10 protein-coding genes are annotated in these 19,149 nt (G+C 29.6%); 8 read left to right on the plus strand and 2 right to left on the minus strand.

The annotated features are described in order from the left end of the window. The first annotated feature begins 91 nt into the window (after positions 1–91). On the plus strand, positions 92–4,594 hold the full coding sequence (locus BTO18_RS04580; protein WP_105015098.1) for a T9SS type B sorting domain-containing protein: 4,503 nt from the start codon (positions 92–94) through the stop codon (positions 4,592–4,594). A 61-nt stretch (positions 4,595–4,655) separates the two neighbouring features. Here BTO18_RS04580 and BTO18_RS04585 read toward each other — a convergent pair whose 3' ends face one another. Beyond that, positions 4,656–6,287, minus strand: coding sequence for an isocitrate lyase (locus BTO18_RS04585; RefSeq protein ID WP_105015099.1), 1,632 nt, complete (start codon positions 6,285–6,287; stop codon positions 4,656–4,658). A gap of 84 nt (positions 6,288–6,371) precedes the next feature. Continuing rightward, positions 6,372–7,967, minus strand: coding sequence for a malate synthase A (aceB, locus tag BTO18_RS04590; protein WP_105015100.1), 1,596 nt, complete (start codon positions 7,965–7,967; stop codon positions 6,372–6,374). Positions 7,968–8,095: 128 nt separating this feature from the next. Here aceB and BTO18_RS04595 point away from each other — a divergent pair, with 128 nt between their 5' ends. The 7 genes from BTO18_RS04595 (at position 8,096) to argH (ending at position 19,034) form a co-directional block, all read left to right on the plus strand. Then, on the plus strand, positions 8,096–9,580 hold the full coding sequence (locus BTO18_RS04595; RefSeq protein ID WP_105015101.1) for a helix-turn-helix domain-containing protein: 1,485 nt from the start codon (positions 8,096–8,098) through the stop codon (positions 9,578–9,580). A 37-nt stretch (positions 9,581–9,617) separates the two neighbouring features. Next, positions 9,618–11,261: an acyl-CoA carboxylase subunit beta gene (locus tag BTO18_RS04600; protein WP_105015102.1), complete on the plus strand. Its 1,644-nt coding sequence runs from the start codon at positions 9,618–9,620 to the stop codon at positions 11,259–11,261. 88 nt (positions 11,262–11,349) lie between these two features. After that, positions 11,350–13,443 (plus strand): phosphate acetyltransferase, encoded by a 2,094-nt coding sequence (gene pta, locus BTO18_RS04605; RefSeq protein WP_105017498.1) that lies wholly within the window; start codon positions 11,350–11,352, stop codon positions 13,441–13,443. A 1-nt stretch (position 13,444) separates the two neighbouring features. Beyond that, positions 13,445–14,650, plus strand: coding sequence for an acetate/propionate family kinase (locus BTO18_RS04610; RefSeq protein WP_105015103.1), 1,206 nt, complete (start codon positions 13,445–13,447; stop codon positions 14,648–14,650). A 1,161-nt stretch (positions 14,651–15,811) separates the two neighbouring features. Then, a complete protein-coding gene (gene argB, locus BTO18_RS04615) occupies positions 15,812–16,588 on the plus strand; it encodes an acetylglutamate kinase (RefSeq protein WP_105015104.1) in 777 nt (258 codons plus the stop codon). A gap of 2 nt (positions 16,589–16,590) precedes the next feature. After that, complete coding sequence (locus BTO18_RS04620) at positions 16,591–17,658, plus strand: M20 family metallo-hydrolase (protein ID WP_105015105.1); 1,068 nt, start codon at positions 16,591–16,593, stop codon at positions 17,656–17,658. 98 nt (positions 17,659–17,756) lie between these two features. Next, positions 17,757–19,034, plus strand: coding sequence for an argininosuccinate lyase (gene argH / locus BTO18_RS04625; protein WP_105015106.1), 1,278 nt, complete (start codon positions 17,757–17,759; stop codon positions 19,032–19,034). The last annotated feature ends 115 nt before the right edge of the window (positions 19,035–19,149 follow it).

Consider the following 19,149-nt stretch of genomic DNA (forward strand, 5'->3'; position numbering starts at 1 on the left):
AGTCATCTTTTCTTGTTATTTTTAGCAAATAGTATTTAATAATAGTAACTAATTGAATTTAAAACGTATTTTTTGCATTCTCATATTCTCTTTGGTTTTCTATAAGAGCTATAGCCAACTGAGTAAAACCCATTATATACCACCATTAACTTATGCTGGTTTTGGGAATGCAAATCCAGAGAATCAATATTTTTATATATCTACACCTAGTACTAAAAATGTTAACTATACCATTAAAGCATTAGGTCAACCTGTATCTCAAAATATTACTGGTAATGTATCTAATAATAACCCACAAGAAATTTTTATTGGTACTGGTAATACTCAATTATTTGCACCCTCATCAGAGGCTGGTAAAATTTTAACAAGTAATGGGTATATAATTGAATCTGATGATGTTATTTACGTTTCTTTAAGAATACAGGCAGGAGGAAGTGCACAAGCAGGTGCATTAGTTAGCAAAGGTAGTTCAGCACTTGGCACTACTTTTAGAGCTGGTATGTTTACCAATGAAAACCCACAAACTAACTATTTGAGTTTTATTTCTGTAATGGCTACTGAAGATAATACTAGTATTACGTTTTCTGATTTGGATAATGGAATATTATTAAAAAACTACTCTGGTACTTTACCAATAAATATTATTTTAAACGAAGGCGAAAGTTATATTATTGCTGCAAATTCATCAGAAAGCACCATTAATAGAGATGGTTTAATAGGTACATTAATTAATTCTGATAAACCTATTGTTACCAACTTGGGTTCAGCGAATGGTAGTTTTCATAATGGTGGTGGAAGAGATTATGGAATAGATCAAATTGTAGGATTATCTAAAATAGGCAATGAATACATCTTTGTTAAAGGTGATGGTTCTAACAGTTGGGAAAATGTTTTAATTGTTGCACATGAAGACAACACATCAATAACATTAAATGGTTCAGTAAACTTTGCTACAATTAATGCTGGGGAATATGCTCTTATTGAAGGTGATGAATATAATGCAAATGGAAATCTATTTGTAGAAACTTCTAAACCTGTTTTTGCTTATCAAGGTATTGGAGCTAATAACAATGAAGCTAACCAAGGATTATTTTTTGTACCACCATTAAGTTGTGAGAACAGAGGAAACATAAACAATATACCAGAAATTCAGAATATTGGTAATATTAACTTTTCTGGAGGAATTACAATCGTTGCAAATAAAGGAGCAACAATAAATATACAATCAGAAACACAAACCTTTACTCCTTCTGGTCCTTTTAATGTGGATGGTAACCCTAATTATGTAACCTATAAACTAATAAACTTACAAGGAAATATATCTATAGAAAGTAATCAAGAACTATATTGTGCCTATTTTAATCAAAATGGGGCTGCAAGTTCTGGAAGTTTTTATTCTGGATTTCCTTCAAATCCTGAAATAAATTTTAACAAAACAGTTACTGCACTCGGTAATTGTATTCCTAATGTAACTTTACAAGCCGCAAATACAGATTTATTTGATAGCATTAAATGGGAATTTTTTAATGAAACAACTTCAACTTGGGAAGAAAGAAGTACAAATACTAACTATAAACCAATCTCATCAGAACCAGGTAGATACAGATTAATAGGAACTATTACTTGTACAAATACAACTTTTGAATCAGTCGAAATACCTGTAAGTATTTGTCCTGACGATTTTGATGGTGATTTTATTATTGACAATTTAGATGTTGATATTGATAATGATGGAATTTTAAATTGTGATGAATCTTTAGGAGATGCGAACTTGGATATTTCAAATTTAAACAACCCAAAAATTATTTTAGCTGATGGAGCTGAAAAGAATATTATTACAGCAGCCAATTTAGTTTCCAATAATGCAATTAATACTTTTACTGGTACTAATAATGGTAATTTTGAAAGCGTCCTCTCTCCTACTTCTGCAAACTCAAAAAACACATATACATTAGACTTCTCACAGAATATCAATTTTGTTTTGAGGCAGAACAATACTGGAACACACAATAATTTAGATGATGAATTTTTCATTTTAAAAGTAGGTTCAAATGATAAAAATATCACACTTTTAAATCCTGATAATAATCTATTAGTGGATACTAATTTTGATAATATTTTTGAATCTGGTGTTACACAAATATCAGCATCAGAAATCCGTTTTAAGTACAGTACGAATGTTTCTGGAACTGCAAGCACTTTTGAGTTTCTTGCAAATCAAGTTAGTTCCATCACTTTTGAACACGCCTCAAATGGATTGACTTCAGCATCAACTTTTAGAGGAAATTTCAACATTACTTGTTTTTCTCTGGATTCTGATGGAGATGGAATTGAAAATATGTTTGATTTAGATTCAGATAATGATGGAATTCCTGATATTTATGATGCCTATGGAAGCCAGATAACACTCACAAATTCAGATGCAAATTTAGACGGTTTGGATGATGTGTTTGATAGTATTTCAACAAATTTAGATACAGACAACGACAATATTAAAAACTATATAGATTATGATGCTGATAATGATGGAATTTTTGATTCCACAGAAAGTGGTCATAATTTAGATACTAATTTTAATGGTGTTATTGATGGTTTTATTGATATAAATAAAAATGGTTTAGATGATAGATTAGAAGATTTAAACTTGATAATAAATTATACAATAAGAGATACAGATGCTGATGATATTTTCAATTTTATAGATAATGATGCAGATAATGATAATTGTTTTGATGTAACAGAAGCTGGTTTTACTGATGTCAATACTGATGGTTTTCTTGGGGATATTCCAGTTCAGGTAGACATAAATGGAAAAGTCATAAATACCACTAATGGTTATACAATTCCAAATTCAGAGTACACTACTAGTGCCCCAATCACAATTACTAAATTTGAAAATACAACTTTTTGTGAATTAGATACAAACACAATAACTATAGAAAGTACAGCAGATAATTTTGAATGGGCAACATCTATAGATGGTGTAACTTGGAATGTAATTACAGATAATGTAATTTATTCTGGTACAACCAGCAATACTTTGCAAATAACAAATACTCCTTTAAGCTATAACAATTATCAATATAGAGTTCTTCTACGAAGAGTAGGAAATGCCTGTACTACAACTTCAAATTCAATTACATTAACTGTAAACCCTAAACCTATTATTCTAAATAGTATTATACAATTAAATCAATGTGCAGACAATCCTAATGAAATAACAACTATAAATCTCACAGAAGCTGAAATCAATATTTCTACTGATACCAGTGTTACTTTTGAATATTATGAAACTGAAACAAAAGCAGTAGCTGGTGGTATTTCAAATCAAGTAATTGATAAACTAAAATATCCCGTAAATAGAACTGCAGAAGCTTGGGTAAGAACAGTTTCTGATAAGGACTGTTATACTATATCAAAAATAGAAATAACAGCAACTTTTGTAAGTGACGTTGCTTATGACAAAACTTTTGAAGAATGTGACGACTTTCTTGATGCTGATGGTAACAATACTATTTTAAATTCAGAAACTGATGGTATTACAACTTTTAATTTCAGCAGTGCAGCACAAGAAATAAAGAATTTATTTCCTAACCCAAATGATATAGAGGTATTTTTTTATGAAACTATTGCTGATAGAGATGGAGCAATAAATGCAATTCCAGATATATCTAGACATAGAAATAATAGTGATACTTCTTTTGCTTTTAATCAAACCATTTTTATTAAAATTAAAAACAAAAATAATAACGATTGTGAAGGTTTAGGAAAACTATTTTTAAAAACAAGCGAAGTTCCTCAATTTACTGTTAAAGGAGAATCTCCTAATGATCCAATATTAGTTTGTTCAAAAAACTTACCTTTTTCATTGATGGCAGAAAATCCAAAGGGAGATTATAGATATATTTGGGAAGATGAAAATGGTAATAAATTAGGTGAAAATCAAGATCAACTAATAAATGGCGGTGGTAATTATACAGTAACAGCTTATACAAAAAATAGTACGGTTTGTTCAAAATCAAGAACTATTTCAGTAAAACAATCAAACCCTGCAATTTTGGACGAAAGTTTTGTAGTTATAACAGATGAAATTAACATATCTAACTCTAATAATTTAAGTGTTACAGTTAATATTCCTCAAGATCCTTTAAACCCAGAAGAATATCTATATTCATTAGAAACTAAAAATGGACAAATTGTAAAATTTCCACAAGAAAGTAATATTTTTACAAACATTACAGGTGGTGTTTATAAATTAATTGTAGAGAATAAAAATGGTTGTGGAATATCAGAATTATTAATTTCTGTAATCCAGTTTCCTAAATTCTTTACACCTAATAATGATGGAGAAAATGATACTTGGTCTGTAAAAGGTGTAGATGCTTTGTTTTATTCTGAAAGTATAATGACAATTTTCAATAGATATGGAAAATTAATATACAAATCTAGTAATCAAAATCTAGGTTGGGATGGAACCTACAATGGTAAACAGCTAAATAATGGCGATTATTGGTATCAAATTGTTTTAAAACCAACAGATATCACTAAACCAATGATAGATAGAAAAGGTAATTTTTCTCTATTAAAAGAATAAGGCTATATTAAAATATAGCCTTAACATTCTACCAAATAAATTCAGCAAAGAACAATTTCTATCAAGCAACCTTTGCGATTTTTGCTTTTTGCTTTTTAACAGTTTTTTTCACTTCAAACTGATTCGAAGTATTTTTTGCACCACCAGCTTTTAATGCCTTGTCTCCAGCAAAAAAGGATTTGTGGTCGTCTCCTAAATCAGAACCTGCCATTCTTTGATGTTTTACACAAGCAACTCCCTTTCTAATTTCTTGTCTTTGTACACCTTTTACATAAGCAAGCATTCCATCTTCACCAAAATAACCTTCAGTTAAATCATTCATATGCAAAGCAGTTGTATGGTAAGTTGGCAAAGTAATTAAATGATGGAAAATTCCTGCTTCTTTAGCTCCATCCATCTGAAAAGTTCTAATTTTTTCATCAGCTCTTTTGCACAAATAAGTACCATCGTACTTTTCATCCATTAAATTATTTTTATCATAATGCATAACATCAAAACCATCTAATAACATTTCTTGATACACTTGTTGCCTAAAATTTAATGTCCAATTAAATGATGGCGAGTTATTATACACCAATTTTGCATTGGGTACAACTTCTCTAACCCTATTAACCATAGCTGCTATTTGTTTTACGTTTGGAGTAGGCGTTTCTATCCATAATAAATCTGCTCCATTTTGTAAACTTGTAATACAATCTAAAACTACCCTGTCAATATTAGAACCTTCTTTAAATTTGTACAATCCGTTTGCTAATCTAATTGGACGTAGCAACTTCCCTCCTCTTTTTATCAAAACATCATCTTCTTTAGCTTGTTTTATTGTAATTTCTTCTGCATCTACAAAAGCTAAATATTGTGAAGCTAAATCTCCAGGTTCTTGACTTACTGGTAATTTTTGCGTTAATCCTGCTCCTTCAGAATCTGTTCTTGCTACTATAATTCCATCATCTACTCCCAATTCTAAAAACGCATATCTGATTGCATTTAATTTGGCGATAAAATCTTCATGAGGCACAGTTACTTTTCCATCTTGATGTCCACATTGTTTTGCATCAGAAACTTGATTTTCTATTTGAATAGCACAAGCTCCAGCTTGAATCATTTTTTTAGCTAATAAATAAGTTGCTTCTTCATTACCAAAACCTGCATCAATATCAGCAATTATAGGTACTATATGAGAATCAAAATTATCAATTTCATTTTGCACATTTTCACCATTTTCTAATCTTCGAAATAAATCATTCAGTTCAATAGCATCTGCTTGACGTAAAAAATCATAAATCTCTTCAATTAATGAAGCTACTGCAGTTTTTTCGTGCATAGATTGATCTGGTAAGGGACCAAATTCTGAACGCAAAGCTGCAACCATCCATCCTGAAAGATATAAATACCTTTTATTTGTAGTTTTATGATGTTTTTTTACAGCAATCATTTTTTGTTGCGCCACAAACCCATGCCAACAACCTAAAGATTGTGTATAGTTAGAATTATCTGCATCATATTCAGCCATATCTTTTCTTACAATTGCAGCAGTATATTTTGCAATATCTAATCCTGTTTTAAAACGATTTTGAGCCACCATTCTTGCTGCATTTTCAGAATTAATTGCATTCCAAGAATTGCCATATTTTTCTTTTAGATTTCTTACAGTTTCAAGTGCTGAACTATACTTGCTTTGTGCTAAATTTTTCATAATTTTGTTGTTTAATTATTAAGGTTTATTCGATTTTGATAATTACGTCTCGTAAACTATTGCAGTAGTTGCGAGACTTTTTTTTTAGATAAATTTATAAGCTTCCAAGGTTAAAAACTCTTGATACTCATTCTTTAAAACAAGTTCATCAAAAAGTTGTATTGCTTTTTCGAATTTTCCAGAACTGAATCTATCTTCTCCAACATAATTTTTAATTTTTTCAATCTCTTGATATTTGATTTTTTCATAAGTCTCTTTATTAAATAGTATTCCTCCTTTTAATTTTATCTCTTTTTGAAGCCACAACCAAATTTGAGTTCTAGAAATTTCTGCTGTTGCTGCATCTTCCATCAAATTATACAGAGCTGCTGCTCCATTTCCTCTCAACCAACTTTCTATATACAAAATACCCACATTAATATTTTTTCGGATGCCTTCTTCTGTAATGGTTCCCATTGGCAATTCTACCAAATCACTTTCACTAACATTTACATCATATCTTTTTACGTGAATTTGATTTTTAGTTGACATATTTTCATTAAAAACTTCCATAGCAATTGACACCAAATCTGGATGTGCAACCCAAGTACCATCATGTCCATTTTTAACTTCTTGTTCTTTGTCATTGATTACTTTTTTAAAAGCTAACTGATTTGCCATTTCATCATTCTTAATCGGAATTTGAGCAGCCATTCCACCCATTGCATGCACACCTCTTTTATGACATCTTTGAATTACCTTTAAAGAATAAGCTTTCATAAAAGGTGTTTGCATAGTAACTTGATCTCTGTTGGGTACCATAAAGTCTTGATGATTTCTAAATTTTTTGATGTATGAAAAAATATAATCCCATCTTCCACAATTTAAACCAGCCATATGATTTTTTAATTCGTAGATAATTTCATCCAATTGAAAACTAGCAGTAATTGTTTCAATTAAAACAGTAGCTTTTATTGTGTTTTGTGGAATATTTAAATACTCTTGAGCAAATACAAAAACATCATTCCATAAACGTGCTTCTAAATAATGTTCTAATTTTGGTAAATAAAAATAAGTTGCAGAGTTTTTTTCTTGTAAAGTTCTAATATTATGGAAAAAATACAAACCAAAATCTACGAAAGCACCTGACATTTCTTCACCATCTATTAAAAAATGTTTTTCATTTAAATGTAATCCTCTTGGCCTAACTAATAAAGTAGCAGTTACATTGTTTAAATTATAAAACTTTTTCTTTTTTTCATTATAGTATGAAATTGTACCAAGATTAGCATCTCTCAAATTTACCTGCCCTTGTAAATTATTATGAATATTTGGCGAATTACTGTCTTCAAAATCAGCCATAAATGTTTTAGCACCAGAATTCAATGCATTAATTACCATTTTTCGATTTACAGGTCCTGTTATTTCTACTCTCCTGTCTAATAAATCTTCTGGCAATGATGCACAAACCCAATCTGAATTTCTAACTTTTTTTGTTTCTTCTGGATAAGAAGGAAAATTTCCAGCATCAAAATATGCTTGTTCAATTTCTCTTTCTTCTAATAATTTTAATCTTCTTTTATTAAATTTTTCATGTAATCTTAATAAAAAAGTTTGGGCTTCATGAGTCAAAATTTCCTTATACTCATCGATTTCAAAACCCCTAAAATCAATCTGTTTTGTGATTACTTGTTCTTGCATAGTTTGTATTTTTTAAATTCTACTTTGCAATGATATAAATTATTTTTGGACTCCACAAGCGAACGTTCGCTATTTTTATAAAAAAATTTATTTATAAACTATTCGCTAAATATAGTTATCTTTGTAAAATGACAATAGAAGATGAATATATTCGATTAATATTTGGCTTAAAGTTAAAACAAATAAGGACAGACAAAAACCTATCACTCTTTGGGTTGGCTAAATTATCAGGATTATCAAAGTCTTATTTAAATGAAATTGAAAAAGGCAAAAAATATCCAAAGACAGATAAAATATTGCAGCTTTCAGAAAGTTTAGAAACTCCTTATGACCATTTGGTTTCTTTAAAATTAGATAAAAATTTAGCACCAATAGGAGAAATTTTACAATCAAAAATTTTAAAAGAAATTCCTTTAGAACTTTTTGGTATTAAGGAAAACAATTTGATTGATATTATTGCAAATGCACCTGCAAAAGTGAACGCATTTATTAGTACAATCATAAAAATTGCACAGAATTATAATTTAACAAGAGAAAGTTTCTTCTTGGCTTCTCTGCGTTCATACCAAGAAGCACATAATAATTATTTTGAGGAAATAGAAACTGATGTTGAAAAATTTGCTAAAGCTTATCATATTGACCTACTAAAAAAAGTAACTTCTAACGATTTAGAGGAAATTTTAATTGAAGAATTTGGTTATACTATAAACACAGAGGAACTTCAAAAACACAAAAATCTTGACGAATTAAGAAATATATACATTGCTCCGAAAAAGATGTTATTGATTGATAATACTATTTCTGAATCTCAAAAAACATTTATTTACGCCAAAGAAATTGCTTACAATTTTTTAAAAATTGAAGAACGTTTATACACTTTTCCTTGGATAAAATTCGAGAGTTTTGACCAAGTTTTGAATAATTTTATAGCCTCTTATTTTGCAGGAGCATTAATTATACCAAGAAAAAGCATTACTGAAAAATTGACGAATTTATTTGCTTTAGAAGAATGGAATTCATTAAAATTGCACAAAATTATCAAACATTTTAATTGCTCTCAAGAAACATTTTATCAACGTTTAACAAATATTTTACCAAAATTTTTCAATATTAAAAATTTATTTTTCTTAAGATTCACGCATCAAGATAATTCTCCTGAATTCAGGCTCAACAAAGAATTACATATCACACAGCAACAAGCTCCACACGCAAATAGAAAAAATGAACATTATTGTAGAAGATGGATATCTATAAAGACAATAAAAGATTTAGAAAATTCAGTAAAAAATAGAGCAACTTTTGGGGTGCAAATATCATCTTACGAAAACCAAAAGAATGAATATTTGGTACTTTCTTCTGCAACTCAAGATCCATTTAAAAAAGATATTAGTAGAAGTGTAAGTATTGGTTTATTACTTTCTCCTCATTTAAAAAAGAAGCTCACTTTTCTAAAAGAAAATACTTTTACAAAGAAAATTGTAGGAGTTACTTGCGAAACTTGTGCTGTTGAAAATTGTAAAGAAAGAGCTGCAAAACCAACACGTTTACAAAAAAACAATAAATATAATAATATTGCAAAAACTGTAGATGACATTATAAAATCATACAGTTAAAAATTCTTATTTTAGCATAACAAATTATAGAAAGTCTATGGATATCAATTTCAATAAAAACGAAGATTATAACAAACTTTTAGTGTCTGATTTAAAAAGACGTTTTGCTAAAGTGAAATTAGGTGGTGGACAAAAAAGAATAGACAAACATCATCAAAAAGGCAAAATGACTGCTAGAGAAAGAGTGGATTATTTATTAGATACTGATGCTAAATCCATAGAAATTGGTGCTTTTGCAGGTGAAGATATGTATGCAGATCATGGAGGTTGCCCTTCAGGAGGTGTTGTTGTAAAAATTGGATATATAAAAGGAAAACAATGTATTGTTGTTGCTAATGATGCTACTGTTAAGGCTGGAGCTTGGTTTCCTATCACAGGAAAAAAGAATTTACGAGCCCAAGAAATATCCATAGAAAACAGATTACCAATTATTTATTTGGTTGATTCTGCTGGAGTTTATCTACCCATGCAAGATGAAATTTTTCCTGATAAAGAACATTTTGGACGCATTTTTAGAAACAATGCTGTGATGAGTTCTATGGGAATTACCCAAATCTCTGCAGTGATGGGAAGTTGTGTTGCTGGTGGTGCATATCTACCAATTATGAGTGATGAAGCTTTAATTGTCGACAAAACTGCAAGTATTTTTTTAGCTGGAAGTTATTTGGTAAAAGCAGCAATTGGCGAATCTATAGATAATGAAACTTTAGGAGGAGCAACAACACATTGTGAAGTTTCTGGTGTTACAGATTATAAAGCAAAAGACGATAAAGACGCTTTAGATAAAATAAAATTTATTGTTGATAAAATTGGTGATTACGACAAAGCTGGTTTTAGCAAAACCGAATCTTTTGAACCCAAAGAAAATCAAGATGATATATTTGGAATTCTACCCAAAGAAAGAAATGCACAATATGACATGCTAGAAATCATAAAGCGTTTGGTAGATAAATCTGAATTTGAACAATATAAAAAAGGTTATGGACAAACCATTTTAACAGGTTATGCCAGAATTGATGGTTGGGCTGTTGGCATTGTTGCCAATCAACGAAAGTTGGTAAAAACAACATCATCCAAAACCAAACCAACAGAAATGCAATTTGGAGGCGTAATTTATAATGATTCTGCTGATAAAGCTACACGTTTTATTGCCAATTGCAATCAGAAAAAAATTCCTCTAGTTTTCTTACAAGATGTTACCGGTTTTATGGTTGGCTCAAAATCTGAACATGGGGGAATTATAAAAGATGGAGCAAAAATGGTAAATGCTGTAAGCAATTCTGTTGTTCCAAAATTCACAATTGTTATTGGTAATTCTTATGGAGCAGGAAATTATGCAATGTGTGGCAAAGCTTATGACCCAAGATTAATTGTGGCTTGGCCAAGTGCAGAATTAGCAGTAATGAGTGGTAATTCAGCAGCAAAAGTTTTATTACAAATAGAAACTGCATCTCTTAAAAAGAAAGGCGAAGAAATTACTCCTGAAAAAGAAGCTGAATTATTTGACAAAATAAAATCTAGATATGACAAGCAGATTTCTCCATATTACGCTGCTGCAAGAATTTGGACAGATGCTGTCATCAATCCTTTAGATACTAGAACTTGGATTTCTATGGGTATTGAAGCAGCAAACCACGCTCCTATTGAAAAACCTTTTAATATGGGAGTTTTACAGGTATAATTTTAAATTATTTCAACATAAATTTTTAATGACCAAAATCACATTTGGTCATTTTTTTATGCCTTATTTTTGTAATAAATTTCTACAAATGAGTAAATCCATATATATTACTACTATAGAGGCAAATAGTGGTAAATCATTAGTATCACTTGGAATTTTAAGAATGATGCTGAATCAATCTTCTAAAGTTGGCTATTTTAGACCCATTATTAACAAAGGAAAAAATAGCAAGTTCGACAATCATACAAATACTGCTATTAACTTTTTTAATCTTGATATGAATTATGAAGATTGTTATGCTTACGAACAAAGTGAAGTTGTAGAATTGTTAAGTGAAGGCAAAGAAGATGATGTAATTCATAACATTATCAAAAAATATAAAAAATTAGAAGCTAACTATGATTATGTTTTAATTGAAGGAACAGATTTTTCTGGTGAGGGTGGTTTTACAGAACTAGATGTTAATTTAATGATTGCTAAAAATTTAGGAATTCCTGTATTAATTGTTGGTGCTGGTAATGATAAAAAGAAGAAAGATTTTATCAACACAATGCAAATTACTTATAACTCATTTATTCAAAAAGATGTGGATGTAATTGGAGTTATAGCTAATAAAATAGAAATAGATGAGATTGATTATGTTGAAAGTGAATTGCAAAAAGTAATTCCGAATAACATTCATATAGATGTAGTTCCTAAAGTTAATTTTTTAGCTTATCCAACTGTTAAAGAAGTAGTTGAAGAACTAAATGGATCTGTACTTTTTGGAAATCAATTTTTAGATAATGCCATTGGGAGTTACAGCACAGGAGCTATGCAATTGCGAAATTACTTAACTAGAATCAAAGAAAATGCATTGGTAATTACTCCTGGAGACAGAGCAGATATTATTTTAGGAGCTTTACAAGCTAACGCCTCTAGTAATTACCCAAAAATTTCAGGGATTATTTTAACAGGAAGTTTAATTCCTGAAGAATCTATTTTAAAATTAATTGAAGGCGTACAATCTACGATTCCTATAATTTCTGTTGATGGAGGAACTTTTGGAATATCAAACAAAATTGGTGCTGTTAAACCAAAAATTTACGCCACCAATAGTAAAAAAATATTGTTAGCTCTAGATACTTTTGATAAATATGTCAATGTTGAAGGCTTAACGAATATTTTATCTTCTTTCAATTCTGATAAATTAACACCAAGTATGTTTCAATATAATTTGTTACAGAAAGCTAGAGTCAGCAGAAAACACATAGTTTTACCAGAAGGAAATGATGAAAGAATTATAGAAGCTACAGCTCGTTTACAATTATTAGACATAGTAGATTTAACACTTTTAGGTGATAAAAAAGACATTCAATTAAAAGCAAATCAGTTAGGTTTACAGATAGATTTAGACAAAATAAATGTTTTAAATCCACAAGATTCTGTTCATAATGATGCTTTTGGAAAAGCATTATTTGAAGCCAGAAAACACAAAGGAATGACAGAAACAACTGCCCACGATTTAACTAGAGATGTTTCTTACTATGGCACCTTAATGATTTACAATGGTTTAGCTGATGGCATGGTTTCTGGAGCTGTACATACAACTATGCACACCATTAAACCAGCTTTGCAAATTATAAAAACAAAACCAGGAGTTTCTGTAGTTTCATCTGTCTTTTTTATGTGTTTGTCAGACAGAGTTTCTGTAATGGGAGATTGTGCTGTAAACCCAAATCCAAATGCAACACAATTGGCAGAAATAGCACTTTCATCAGCAGCTTCAGCATCAGCTTTTGGTATAGAACCTAAAGTAGCTATGTTATCTTATTCGTCAGGAAGTTCAGGAAAAGGAGAAGAAGTAGAAAAAGTTAGAAAAGCCACAGAAATAGCAAAAAGTAAAAATCCTGATTTAAAAATAGAAGGACCTATTCAATATGATGCTGCTGTAGATATGTCTGTTGCAAAAACGAAAATGCCAGAATCTAAAGTTGCTGGTCAAGCCTCTGTTTTAATTTTTCCTGATTTAAATACTGGTAATAATACCTACAAAGCCATTCAAAGAGAAACTGGTGCATTAGCAATTGGGCCAATGTTACAAGGTTTAAACAAACCTGTAAATGATTTAAGTAGAGGCTGTACTGTTGATGATATTTTTAATACAGTTTTATTAACGGCTATTCAAGCAAATCAAGAATAATATGAATATTTTAGTTATTAATGCTGGGTCATCTTCGCTAAAATATCAAGTGATAGAAATGCCTTCAGAAACTGTAAAATGTGTAGGTTTAGTTGAGAGAATTGGTATGAATAATGCTATTTTTACACATGAAAAAAATGATGAAGAATATTCTGAAGTTTTACCAATTTTAAATCATGAAGTAGGTTTAAAAAAGATTACAAAAACTTTATTAGATCCTAAAATTGGTGTCATAAATTCGGTTGATGAGATTGAAGCTGTTGGACACAGAGTTGTGCATGGAGGAAGTAAATTCAGCAAAACCACTATTGTAAATCAAGAAGTTAAAGATAATATCAGAGAATTATTTGATTTGGCACCTTTACACAATCCTGCAAATTTAACAGGAATAGAAATTGCCGAAACCATTTTTACATCAGCAAAACAAATTGCTATTTTTGATACTGCTTTTCATCAAACAATGCCAAAAGAAGCGTATCAATATGCCATTAAAAATGAGTTTTTACAAAAACACCATATAAGAGCTTATGGTTTTCATGGCACAAGTCATAAATATGTTTCTGAAAAAGCAATTGAACATTTAGGAGAAGAAAGTTCTGAAAAAATTATTACGATTCATTTAGGAAATGGTTGCAGTATGTCTGCCATAAAAAATGGAAAAAGTATTGAAAATTCATTAGGTTTTGGTCCAATGAATGGTTTAATTATGGGAACTCGTTCAGGAGATATAGATCAATCTGTAATTTTCTTTTTGATGAAAAAACTAAATAAAACTGCAGAAGAAGTATCAAATTTATTGAATAAAAACTCTGGAATGAAAGGCTTAACTGGTTTTTCTGATTTACGAGAAATTTCTGAAAAAGCAGAAAATGGAGATGAAAATTGTAAAAATGCTTTGAATTTAGCAGGCTATAGAATTCGCAAATATATTGGTGCTTATACTGCTGCTTTAAATGGTTTAGATGCTATTATTTTTACTGCAGGAATTGGAGAAAACTCGAGTTTAATGCGAAAATTAGCTTGTGAAAATTTAGATTTTTTAGGTATTAACTTAGATTTAGAAAAGAATAAAATCCGCTCAAAGGAAATCAGAGAAATTCAAACTGATTCATCTAAAATAAAAGTTTTAGTAATTCCTACAAATGAAGAAATTGAAATTGCGAAACAGAGTTGTATACATTTAGAAGAAATTTTTATTCACAAATAAATTATCCTGATTTTATTATATATAAAAGTCAACTAATTCATATCATGGACAGTTCTTGTTAAATTTATTAAGAGCTATCCAATTTAAACTTTGATGTTGTATTTCCGATTATAAAAGCATAGATATTGTAATACTTATACTTTTAAATGCTCTTTGGATTCAAAATAAGTTTATTTTATCAAGCCTTTATTTATAATTAAAATCGTTCATTTTTTTCGTTTATTTTTCGCATATAAAGCTTTGTGTATTTATGTTTTATTTCTAGTTCGGATAATATCTTTCAAATGATCATTTATTTTTAGGTTTACTTTTCTTTTTTACAAATTCTAGTTCATTATCCGTTAAAATTTCTTGTAAACTTAATATTATGATATAAAAGAAGATTTTAATATAGAAACTTCAGGAAAAGTCTATTAAGACAGAAAAAAAGCTGGATGAGGTAGTAAAACCAAATGCTAATCTTATGATTATAACTGAAATAATATTCTTGAAGAAATGTTGTGACTAGGGAAAAAGATCGTCAATGTGGATGTTTTGAGGCAAAAGTATTAGAAAATCATATATCAGAACAAACTGATCTGACTTTTAAAAAGTAATTGATAAATATCAAAGCATCGTTTTTACTGAACAAAGCACATCATATGTAAATATTGCAGATTACATACATTTTATTGAGAAATCAGATGGAAAAATAACAAAAGAAAGGCCCAAGTGGATGCATATAGCAGTTAGCAATGTAAAACCTAACTTTCCTAAAAATCATCATAAAATCAAAAAAAAATACCAACCCATTTTTAAACGAATTTGTTTGTAAGATTAATAGTAGATACATGAGAGACTAGTTATTGTTAATATTGTCAGATTATGATTTATCACGGATATATAAATGATTATAGCACTTTTTTAAAAAGATATCTGTTCTATTTGCTTCATCAAAATCTTTTATAAATCAATATTTTGAATTATGTTTATTCTTAATTAATTTATATTTGGATATCGAAAATTGATGCTTTTGTGAATAATTATATGCCAATGTTAAATCATCATTGGTATTTCTTATATAAACAAAATTAAATATTCTTAATTTTGTTTTCAATTAGATAATATTTACAGGAATGATATCATTAAACAATAAAAAATACTGAAACAATTTCAGCATAAATGCAAAAACTATCAATCATAAAAATAGGCGGAAATATCATTGAAGATGAAACATCTTTAGATGCGTTTCTAAAATTATTTTCTAATTTAGAAGGAAAGAAAATATTGGTTCACGGTGGCGGAAAACGTGCCACAAGTATTGCTTCAAAATTAGGTATTGAATCTAAAATGGTGAATGGTAGAAGAATTACAGATAAGGAAACTTTAGAGGTAATTACCATGGTTTATGGTGGTTTAGTTAACAAAAACATTGTTGCCAAACTACAAGCAAATAATACCAACGCAATTGGTTTAACAGGTGCAGATATTAATAGTATTCAATCTGATAAGAGACCTATAAAAGAAATTGATTTTGGTTTCGTTGGTGATGTAAAAAAGGTAAATCATACTAATATTGATAAATTAATTCAGGCTGATTTTACACCTGTTTTTTGCGCCATTACGCACGATGGAAATGGTCAACTATTAAACACAAATGCAGATACCATTACAAGCACTATTGCAGTTGAAATGAGTGAAATTTATGATACCTCAATTTATTACTGTTTTGAATTGAATGGAGTTTTACAAGATTTAAATGATAAAGAATCTGTGATTAAAAACATCAATTCTGCAACCTATAAAGAATTATTAAAAGACAAAATTATTATTGATGGAATGATTCCAAAAATAGACAATTGTTTTGACGCTTTAAAAAATGGAGTACAAAAAGTATACATTGGAAATGCATCAATGATAACAAAAGAAAAGGATAATTTTACAACAATTACATTATAAAAATGACAATTGATAAATTAACAGAAAAAGCAATTTCGCTTTTAAAAAATTTAATTGAAACACAGTCTTTTTCATCCGAAGAAGAGCAAACTGCAGTTTTAATTGAAGGATGGTTTACAGAGTTTAATATTCCATTTAAACGAACTAAAAACAACGTTTGGGCAACCAATAAGCATTTTACAGAAGGTAAACCAAACTTATTATTAAACTCACATCATGATACTGTAAAACCAAATTCTGCTTATACAAATAACCCTTTTGAAGCAATTGTAAAAGACGGGAGATTATTTGGTTTAGGAAGTAATGATGCAGGTGGATGTTTAGTATCATTAATCGCTACTTTTACACATTTTTACAATCAAAAAGATTTAAAATACAATTTGGTTATTGTAGCTTCTGCTGAAGAAGAAAGTAGTGGTTCAAATGGATTAAACTCTATGTTACCCATAATTCCACACATAGACGTGGCAATTGTAGGAGAGCCAACTTTAATGAATTTAGCAGTTGCAGAAAAAGGTTTGGTTGTTTTTGATGCTGTAGTTGAAGGTGATCCAAGTCATGCTGCACACCCAAATGATAACAATTCCATATACAATACAATAAATGTTTTGCAATGGTTTAAAGATTTTAAGTTCAACAAATTTTCTGATGCTTTGGGTGATGTAAAAATGACAGTTACACAAATAAATGCTGGTAAACAGCATAATGTTGTTCCTGCTCACGTAGATTTGGTTGTTGATGTTCGCGTAAATGATTCTTATTCTAATCAAGAAATTGCGGATATTTTGCAAGAAAAATCACCTTGTACAACAATTACTCCAAGGAGTTTACGCTTAAATTCATCTTCGATATCAACAGAACACGATTTGGTAAAAGCGGGAATTGCAATAGGCAGAGAAACCTATGGATCTCCAACATTATCAGATCAATCTGTATTGAGCTGTCAATCTTTAAAATTAGGGCCTGGTGATAGCACTCGCTCTCATTCCGCAGATGAATTTATTTATATTTCTGAAATTGAGGAAGGAATTGATATTTATATTGAATTGTTGAAGCGTGTAATAGTATAATTTAAAAAAACGTCATTACGAATGAGAAACGAATGAAGTAATCTATTTAAATTACAAAGATTGCTTCGTAAACTCGCAATGACAAAAAACAAGAAAATATGAAACTTTGGGATAAAGGATTTAGTATAGACAAACAAATAGAAAATTTTACAGTAGGTAATGACAGAGAAATTGACATCCATATTGCAGAATACGATGTTCAAGCTTCATTAGCACATGCCATAATGCTGGAATCTATTGGTATTATTACTGCTGATGAATTGGCTGACTTAAAAAAAGGATTGCAAGAATTAGCTACAGACATTGACAATGGAACTTTTATAATTGAACCTTCTTTTGAAGATGTACATTCTAAAATTGAATGGGAATTGACCAACAAATTAGGTGAAGTTGGTAAAAAAATTCATACTGCACGTTCAAGAAACGATCAAGTTTTAGTTGCACTTCAATTGTATTATAAAGAGAATTTAGCTGTTGTAAATGATAAAGTAAAAACGTTATTTAATACCTTATTAAATTTAGCTGAAACGTATAAAGATTCTTTATTACCTGGTTACACACATTTACAAGTTGCAATGCCATCTTCTTTCGGATTATGGTTTTCTGCCTATGCAGAATTGTTAATTGATGACGTTTATGTATTAAATGCAGTATCAAAAGTAGTAGATCAAAATCCTTTAGGTTCTGCTGCTGGTTATGGAAGCTCCTTCCCTATTGACAGAGAATTAACCACTAAAGAATTGGATTTTGCAACCCTAAAATACAATGTAGTTGCTGCACAATTAAGTCGTGGAAAAAGTGAACGTTCAATTGCTGCAGCTTTAGGTGGTTTATGTAATACAATGGCTCGTTTTGCAATGGATGTTTGTTTATATATGAGTCAGAATTTTGGTTTTATTTCTTTTCCTGATGAATTAACCACAGGAAGTAGCATTATGCCACACAAAAAGAATCCTGATGTTTTTGAACTGATTCGTGGGAAATGTAATAAAATTCAAGCATTACATTCAGAAATGTTGTTGATTACGAATAATTTACCAACTGGTTATCATAGAGATTTTCAGTTGTTAAAAGAAAATATTATTGCTGCTTTTGAAGATGTAAAAGACATTTTAGCCATTTTCAATTACTCCATTCAGCAAGTCATTGTAAAAGATATCGATTTGAATGATGAGAAATACCAATATTTATTTACAGTAGATTCTATTAATAATTTAGTCGTTGAAGGAATGTCTTTTAGAGAAGCTTATCAAAAAATTGGTGGTCAAGTGCAAGCAGGAACCTATAAACCAGATTTAGGGAAACAACACTCTCATTTAGGTAGCATTCACAATTTAGGTTTGGATAAGATTAGAGATAAGTTTCCTGAAAATTAAGAGAGATAGTTTCGTGATTGTATAAGATTTGTTGTGTGAATTTAGTTTTAAGTTAATAAATAATTACTGACCAAGAAAATCTGTGAGGATTTTTGCAAGTAGGCAAAAAAACTAG

It is taken from the genome of Polaribacter porphyrae (assembly GCF_002954685.1).
In the GTDB taxonomy this organism is placed as follows: domain Bacteria; phylum Bacteroidota; class Bacteroidia; order Flavobacteriales; family Flavobacteriaceae; genus Polaribacter; species Polaribacter porphyrae.

Excerpts from the sequence above, each read along its gene's own strand:
- BTO18_RS04585 (WP_105015099.1), bottom strand. The coding sequence starts at position 6,287 with ATGAAAAATTTAGCACAAAGCAAGTATAGTTCAGCACTTGAAACTGTA.
- BTO18_RS04600 (WP_105015102.1), top strand. The coding sequence starts at position 9,618 with ATGGATATCAATTTCAATAAAAACGAAGATTATAACAAACTTTTAGTG.
- pta (WP_105017498.1), top strand. The coding sequence starts at position 11,350 with ATGAGTAAATCCATATATATTACTACTATAGAGGCAAATAGTGGTAAA.
- aceB (WP_105015100.1), bottom strand. The coding sequence starts at position 7,967 with ATGCAAGAACAAGTAATCACAAAACAGATTGATTTTAGGGGTTTTGAA.
- BTO18_RS04620 (WP_105015105.1), top strand. The coding sequence starts at position 16,591 with ATGACAATTGATAAATTAACAGAAAAAGCAATTTCGCTTTTAAAAAAT.
- BTO18_RS04610 (WP_105015103.1), top strand. The coding sequence starts at position 13,445 with ATGAATATTTTAGTTATTAATGCTGGGTCATCTTCGCTAAAATATCAA.
- BTO18_RS04595 (WP_105015101.1), top strand. The coding sequence starts at position 8,096 with ATGACAATAGAAGATGAATATATTCGATTAATATTTGGCTTAAAGTTA.
- argB (WP_105015104.1), top strand. The coding sequence starts at position 15,812 with ATGCAAAAACTATCAATCATAAAAATAGGCGGAAATATCATTGAAGAT.
- argH (WP_105015106.1), top strand. The coding sequence starts at position 17,757 with ATGAAACTTTGGGATAAAGGATTTAGTATAGACAAACAAATAGAAAAT.